General features: G+C 39.7%; 7 protein-coding genes. 2 read left to right on the top strand and 5 right to left on the bottom strand.

What is annotated here, in order from left to right:
• Positions 1-31 precede the first annotated feature (31 nt).
• A complete protein-coding gene (gene spx / locus I6N96_RS06495; protein ID WP_209556741.1) occupies positions 32-430 on the bottom strand; it encodes a transcriptional regulator Spx in 399 nt (132 codons plus the stop codon).
• A 276-nt stretch (positions 431-706) separates the two neighbouring features.
• Positions 707-949: a hypothetical protein gene (locus I6N96_RS06500; RefSeq protein ID WP_209556742.1), complete on the bottom strand. Its 243-nt coding sequence runs from the start codon at positions 947-949 to the stop codon at positions 707-709.
• Between the two features lie 220 nt (positions 950-1,169).
• Here I6N96_RS06500 and I6N96_RS06505 point away from each other — a divergent pair, with 220 nt between their 5' ends.
• Complete coding sequence (locus tag I6N96_RS06505; protein ID WP_209556743.1) at positions 1,170-1,823, top strand: DUF998 domain-containing protein; 654 nt, start codon at positions 1,170-1,172, stop codon at positions 1,821-1,823.
• Positions 1,824-1,941: 118 nt separating this feature from the next.
• On the opposite strand, the gene I6N96_RS06510 is transcribed toward I6N96_RS06505, so the two are convergent.
• Both I6N96_RS06510 and I6N96_RS06515 read right to left on the bottom strand, forming a co-directional pair.
• Positions 1,942-4,707 carry an ABC transporter permease gene (locus I6N96_RS06510; RefSeq protein WP_209556744.1) on the bottom strand — a complete coding sequence of 922 codons (2,766 nt, stop codon included), beginning with the start codon at positions 4,705-4,707 and terminating at the stop codon, positions 1,942-1,944.
• Positions 4,708-4,716: 9 nt separating this feature from the next.
• Positions 4,717-5,418, bottom strand: coding sequence for an ABC transporter ATP-binding protein (locus tag I6N96_RS06515; protein WP_209556745.1), 702 nt, complete (start codon positions 5,416-5,418; stop codon positions 4,717-4,719).
• Positions 5,419-5,548: 130 nt separating this feature from the next.
• Here I6N96_RS06515 and I6N96_RS06520 point away from each other — a divergent pair, with 130 nt between their 5' ends.
• The gene (locus I6N96_RS06520) at positions 5,549-6,130 is read left to right on the top strand and encodes a TetR/AcrR family transcriptional regulator (protein WP_209556746.1); all 582 of its coding nucleotides are present in this window, start codon (positions 5,549-5,551) and stop codon (positions 6,128-6,130) included.
• Positions 6,131-6,250: 120 nt separating this feature from the next.
• On the opposite strand, the gene I6N96_RS06525 is transcribed toward I6N96_RS06520, so the two are convergent.
• Positions 6,251-6,902: dehydroquinate synthase/iron-containing alcohol dehydrogenase family protein (locus I6N96_RS06525; RefSeq protein ID WP_209556747.1), on the bottom strand; the 652-nt coding region annotated here is incomplete at its 5' end.

The raw sequence follows: 6,902 nt of genomic DNA on the forward strand, positions 1-6,902 counted from the left end.
CAATAATTTATACAAAATATGGCTTTAGACTCTATATCCCAGTCAACAACAAGGCGTGTGTGAGCTCTTGCTTTCTAACTGTTCGTGGTAGAAATACGCGAATTTCATCTTCGTTGAACCCCACCTGCATGCGGTAATCATCCACAATAATGGGACGTCTCAAAATTGACGGCTCTTCTTTGATAAGTTCAATCAATTCATTTATAGACAACTGACTGATTTTATCCTCATAGTCTCTGTAAATATTCGAGCGCTTGGAGAGAATATCCTCTGTTCCATTTTCACTCATTTGAAGCATTTTCCTCAGTTCATCATCTGTTAAAGGCTCGTTGAAAAAATTTTTCTCCTTAAAAGGAATTTGGTGAGATGAAAACCATTTTTTTGCTTTTCTTGATGATGTACTGCTTGGGGAAGTGTACACTTTAATCATAACTATCTCTCCTTAGATTCATATTTCAAGATAAATTCTATCTCTTTTTTATAATTCAAGCAAAAGATTTGTTTTAAATACCATTTTGTGAAAAAATAATTTATTATAAATCTTTTTTTACTTTATATTTGAAATATAGTTTCATCCGATTGAAGAACTACTTCAATCTTCTTCCTAAAAGCACTGTACAGCTCTACTTCTTGATACAAACAGAAAATGCACAAGAATTAAAAATTCTTGTGCACAGATGTTCAAATTTCACAAACTTTTTTTAAATCATTTTCGCATTTTCATTCCCATTCGAATAATCATCACTAATAGAACAATATCAACTGGGATCAGCCCAATCCCAATAAGCAATGGAATCCAGCCAAAGAAAAGCAACGGAAGTCCATACTCATAGGTTCCCGCTAAGGCTCCACCCCAATAAATCCCATAGCCATAATCAAGCAAGCTGAATGTCAGCATGACAAGTATCAAAAATCCGACAATCGAAACCCAAAAACTCCGTTCATCCATCATTTACCTCCTATTGATCCCCTTTTTTTACTATTATACCAAAGTTAAGGAAAAGCATTTACTCTTTTCCTTTTATCAACACAATGCTTTCTCCCGCTTCCACAGATCCATTTCAAAAACAAGCTTTCCGGTTCCTTACAATTTTGCAGATATCAAATACGTGTGAAATCCTCGAAACCATATTACAATAGATGGGACTAGAGAAAAGAGGCTTTTGCATATGAACTTTTTAAAAAAATATGGATTTTATTTAATGATTTTAGTTATTGTCAGCGAACTGCTCCTTCCTGTCATACTCGGACTGTTTTACCCTGGCTATGATCAGCTTTCAATGCTGATCAGTGCGTTTGGCGAAGATACTAGTCCAACTCAATTGGCTTTCAAAATTTGGGTCATTATTGATGGCCTCTTATTCCTATTAGCCATACCAGCATTTTATCAACGCTTCAAAACAACGTCGAAAACACTGACAAAATGGCTTGCTGCTATGATTGCTGCTTTTGGAATCGGTGATTGTATTGTCACAGGAATATTTGATCGCTCCGGCAGTTCCTCCGGAATCAGCATTGAAGAAATCATTCATGATTATGCTTCCGGTGTTGGTTTTGTGGCATTATTGATAGGTACAGGACTTCTATTCAAACTGTACACACTGGAAAATAATCATTTGATGGTAACAACGATACCGATGATCTTTATTATTTCATCACTTCTTATGTTGCTGTTTGCTCTTCCAAGAATACCGATCATTGATCAGCTGCATATCCCCTATCGCGGGCTATGGCAGCGGCTTAACCTATTGTTTTTATATCTGCCATTCCTTCTTACCGCTATAGAAAGCCTTTTTTCTAAAAGCAGCCGTCAAAAAAAATGATTTTTATTGTTTAAACAAAAACAGACTCATTCATCCTGTATATCTCCTCTCGGAAAATTAGACCGCCGAGTTCCATACAGCTGATGTTAATGTGTCTGTTTTTGATAGATCAAATCATCTAGTCAACTGATTTTAATGCATCCAGCATATTGACTGATCGAATCTTATAATGCATCACACCCATGATCATAAAGGTGATCGTCATTGTGATTATTGCAGATAACAGGAAATTCATCGGCATTAGCTCTGGCTTGAACATGGCCTCATCCGGTGGTAAAGAAACCATGATGAAGCGATGCAGAAAGAAGCCCATGACGTAGCCAAACAATATTCCGAAAACCGATAGGATGATTGTTTCCCGATAAATGTACAGCGTTACTTCATTGTCATAAAAACCAAGAACCTTGATTGTGGATAGTTCTCGAATCCGTTCTGATACATTGATATTGGTTAAGTTATAAATAACAACCACCGCTAAGAGCATGGCACAGACGATCAATACAATGATTACATTGTTCAATCCGCCCATTACTGCATCGATCTTCTTACTTAGTTCTTTTGATTGGACAACACCTTTTATCCCCTCAATGGTCATCAAATCAGCCGCAATTGTATCACTATTCTCGGCAGAATCATTTTCTAAAATCATCAGCTTACCATTACGCACCAGCTCTTTATCAAATGTAGAAGCATAGGCCTCTTTCCCCATGAAAATGTAATGCCCCATGTACATCTCTGTTATGCCGGTGATGGTCATCCTCCTGTCCATTTCTTTATCATCTTGAACAGTGATTTGATCACCTGTCTCCACATCCAGCAGCTGTACAAGCTTTTCTGAAAGAATAACATCAGTATCCGACAGCTTCATTTCACTGCGATCCTTACGATTTCTCACTGTTATAAAATCAGAAAATCCATCCATTTTTTCAGGACTTAATAAAGTGATCGACTGCTTATCATCATTTTCTCCAGCAATGACAGATACTTCTTCGTAACGGATGTCTGTTGATTCAGCAATGTCCTCATCCAGGTTTTGTTCCTTCAGCTTTGGATCAATATTTTCCCCGTCCTCATAAACTGTGATTAAATCATAGTTGATCAACTGACCAAATTGTTCATCAACGATACCAGATAATGAATCTCTGATTCCAAAACCGGTGATCAACAATGCTGTACAGCCTGCCACACCAATAATTGTCATAAACATTCGCTTTTTATAGCGGAATAGGTTTCGGGCTGTTACCTTATAAGTAAAGCTCATTCTATTCCAAATCGGTTTGATTTTCTCCAACAGAATACGTGCTCCTACCTTGGGCGGCTTCGGTAACAATAAGCTGGCAGTTCGTTCCTTCAATTCTCCGGAAGCCAGTATATACGCCGGTACAACAGTACAAATAACTGCTGTCAAAATGGCAATGATTGTATATTTAGGAGAAAAAAGCAGAACAACTTCGGAAAATGTTGAGGTCGCTGCATAGGCATTGAAAATCACCGTCGGCAATAACGTATGGCCCAATAAAGTCCCTGCTAAAGCACCTAAACTGCTGGAAACCAATCCATAAACGACAAATTTCTTTTTGATGTCCTTATTGCTGTAGCCTAACGCCTTCAATGTCCCCATATTAATCCGCTGTTCATCAACAAAGCGTGTCATTGTGGTCAAGCTGACGAGTGCGGCAATCGCGAATAGAAACACTGGGAATACATTTGATAAGACATCGATACGCTGAGAATTCTCCAAGTATTGCTTATACCCTGGATTATCCTTGCGGTCACTGATTGTATACACAGGAGCCTCCAACTCATCGAGATCAGCCTGTCCTTCAGCTAATTCTCTCTCTCCATCTTTTATTTCTGATTCTGCCTCTGCTTTCTTCTCATTGAAAGCTGCTAACTGTTCATTATAAGCCGCTTCCTGAGCAGCGATTTCTTGATTGGCAGCCTCATATTGCTGCTGCAATTCAGGAATCCCAGAACCCAAAGCTCTACTTTCTTCAAGCTGTGCTTTGGCTGCATCAATCTGCTCACGCGCTTGAGTCAGCTTTGATTCCACAGATGCCAGGTCATCCTTTGCTTCTATAATCTCATCATTCGCTTCATCCAGTTCTTCCTGCTTTTCTTTCTTGACCTCAGTCAAACGTTCCGAAGAGCGTTCAGCCAACAACTGATCGATATTCTCTTTGTGCTTCCCTACAACAGAATGGTACTCATCACTATAGGCATCCATCTTCTTTGTATCCGTAAAAGAAAGCCTTGCAATCATGTACACCTCTGAATCGAAAACATTCGGTTCAACTACAGCATAGCTATCTAATTGCCCCTTACCAACTGTTGTTTGTCCAATAGAGGTTTTATCGATTATCTCACTTGATTTGATAAATCCTGAAATTGTAAAGATTTGTTTCTTTAAGGCAGTTTTCCCCTCAGCATCTTCTTCCTCTGAAAACTGAATCTCATCCCCCAAATTGTAGTTCTCTTGTTGTAAGTAGTCTAATGCTATTTCATCTTCTCCAGAAGGCATTTTCCCTTCCATCACTTCATATTTCGAAAGATCATCAGGTGCTGAAAAAATTCGAAAGCTTGTATCAGTATCCTTAACAACAACATCCTTTAGATAGCCGTACTCAATTTCATCCAGCTTTTCAGTCTTTTCCAAGGCTTGCTGATCCTCTTTGTTCAAGCCCCATGTAGAGGTGACTGTCACAAACGCCAGATTATTTTCAGAGTAGAAATTCTCAGCTGTCGTACGCATATCCGGTCCTGTTACTTTTAAGCCGACGAAGGCAAATGCCCCCAGCAGCATCAAGCTGAATATCGATAGGAATCGACCATAGGAGCCTGTGATCGATCGTCGTATATCTTTCCATAGCTGTTTCTTCTTCATTCTAGTCACCTACCATTCAATATTCTCTATCATTTCGGGAGCAAGATTGACCTCGATCGATTTTGCTTTTCCATCATGCATATGGATCACTCGATCAGCAATCGGAGCAATCGCTGCATTATGAGTCACAATCACAACAGTCGCCCCTTTTTTTCTGCTCATATCCTGTAGAATCTGCAGAACCTGCTTTCCTGTTTCATAGTCTAAGGCTCCTGTCGGTTCATCACAAAGGAGCAGCTTGGGATTTTTTGCCACAGCCCGTGCGATGGCAACCCGTTGCTGTTCACCACCAGAAAGCTGTGCTGGAAAATTATTGATCCTTCCGCCGAGTCCTACCTCCTTCAGTGTGGTTTCAGCATCTAATGCATCCTCAACAATTTCAGAAGCAAGCTCCACATTTTCTTTTGAAGTAAGATTAGTTACTAAATTATAAAATTGAAAGATGAAGCCCACATCTGTTCGCCGATAAGCTGTTCGCTCTTTAGAAGAATAATCAGAGATCTTCTGTCCATCAATGAAGACTGCACCGTCATCATTCGTATCCATTCCTCCGAGAATATTTAGAACAGTAGATTTTCCAGCACCAGAAGCACCCAATATCACAACCAGCTCGCCTTTTTCAATGGCAAATGTTACACCATTATTGGCAGTAACAACTGTATCGCCAATTTTATAACGTTTATAACTCTCGATCATTTCTATATATGACATAGCTATTCCTCCTTAAATGAACAACGCGTTGATTTTAATATAAAGATATTGTAGAATGAACGCAGACAGAATACAATAAACAATTTTTCGAAGAGTGTTCATTTAATTTTTGTGGAAAGGAAGCGAAGGCATGTCCACCGTTAGAAACACCGAATCAAAGGCACTGATAAAAAAAGCTTTTACACAGCTCCTTGTAGAAAAGGGTATTGACAGCCTGACTGTGAGTGATATCACAAGAACAGCCGGCATCAATAGAGGAACTTTCTATTTACATTATCTTGATAAATATGACTTGCTCAGTAGTATCGAAGCAGATATCCTGACTCATTTACGGGATATTTTCAATAAATACGGAAATACAGATGATCCTATGGAACTGATTCCTTATGAAGCAATATTAGAAGCCTTGCAATATGTCATGACGGAATTTGAATTGATCAAAGCATTGATCGGCAAAGGCGGTGACAAGAAATTTGTTGATACCTTCAAGGATTTGATTGAAGAAACGATTCAGTATAAAATCAAAAAATCAGATTTTTTGAGCTGTAACCACGAAGGATTACCGAAAGTCTATGCACATGAGATCCTTCTTTCTAGTATTGTCTCAGTCATCTTACTGTGGGTCCAACGAAATGCAGAGGAATCTCCAGAGGAAATTGCAAAAATCATCAATCAGACGAAACAGCTTTCACCAATTACCTTACTAGGATAAAATAGTGGATGCTAGTTGAAATATAGAAAAAACAGATATACAGATTATCTCCTTTACGCGATTGCATTTAAGGAATAACCAGTATATCTGTTTCTTTATTATCTGTTATATTTATCGCTTCTACATCAAGCTTTGATATAGCGCAATGATTTCTTCTACTGATGCGTCTCTTGGATTCCCCGGTGTACACACATCCTTGAAGGCATCCTGTGCGATGTGCGGAATGTCCTCGGCCTTCACCCCCAGCTCGGAAATCGTTGCAGGAATGCCAACATCCTTACTTAACTGGTCGATGGCTTCACACGCGGCATCACGCACACCTTCGATACTCATTGCTTCTGCACCTTCCAAGCCCAAAGCAATCGCGATCTCACGGTATTTCTCAGTGGTAAAATCCTTGTTGTATTTCATCACAGTCGGTAGTAAAGACGCACAGGCTACGCCATGAGGAATATTGTACCAGGCACTCAATGGATGCGCCATTCCATGAACCAAGCCTAAGCCCACATTAGAAAAGCCCATTCCGGCAATATACTGTCCTAATGCCATTTCCTCTCTGCCTGTTTGGTCTCCATTAACCGATGCCCTCAGGGAACGACCGATGATCTCAATCGCTTTGATATGCAGCATATCCGTCATTTCCCAAGCACCCTTTGTGATGAAGCCTTCGATGGCATGAGTCATGGCATCCATGCCGGTTGCCGCTGCCAATGCCTTGGGCATTCCCATCATCATGTCGCTGTCTACGAAAGCCACAATAGGAATATCATGG

Source organism: Enterococcus larvae (assembly GCF_017830045.1).
GTDB lineage: Bacteria > Bacillota > Bacilli > Lactobacillales > Enterococcaceae > Enterococcus_L > Enterococcus_L larvae.

What these genes read in the sequence shown, in the direction of transcription:
- spx (WP_209556741.1), bottom strand. Translation starts at nt 430, where the DNA reads ATGATTAAAGTGTACACTTCCCCAAGCAGTACATCATCAAGAAAAGCA.
- I6N96_RS06500 (WP_209556742.1), bottom strand. Translation starts at nt 949, where the DNA reads ATGGATGAACGGAGTTTTTGGGTTTCGATTGTCGGATTTTTGATACTT.
- I6N96_RS06505 (WP_209556743.1), top strand. Translation starts at nt 1,170, where the DNA reads ATGAACTTTTTAAAAAAATATGGATTTTATTTAATGATTTTAGTTATT.
- I6N96_RS06510 (WP_209556744.1), bottom strand. Translation starts at nt 4,707, where the DNA reads ATGAAGAAGAAACAGCTATGGAAAGATATACGACGATCGATCACAGGC.
- I6N96_RS06515 (WP_209556745.1), bottom strand. Translation starts at nt 5,418, where the DNA reads ATGTCATATATAGAAATGATCGAGAGTTATAAACGTTATAAAATTGGC.
- I6N96_RS06520 (WP_209556746.1), top strand. Translation starts at nt 5,549, where the DNA reads ATGTCCACCGTTAGAAACACCGAATCAAAGGCACTGATAAAAAAAGCT.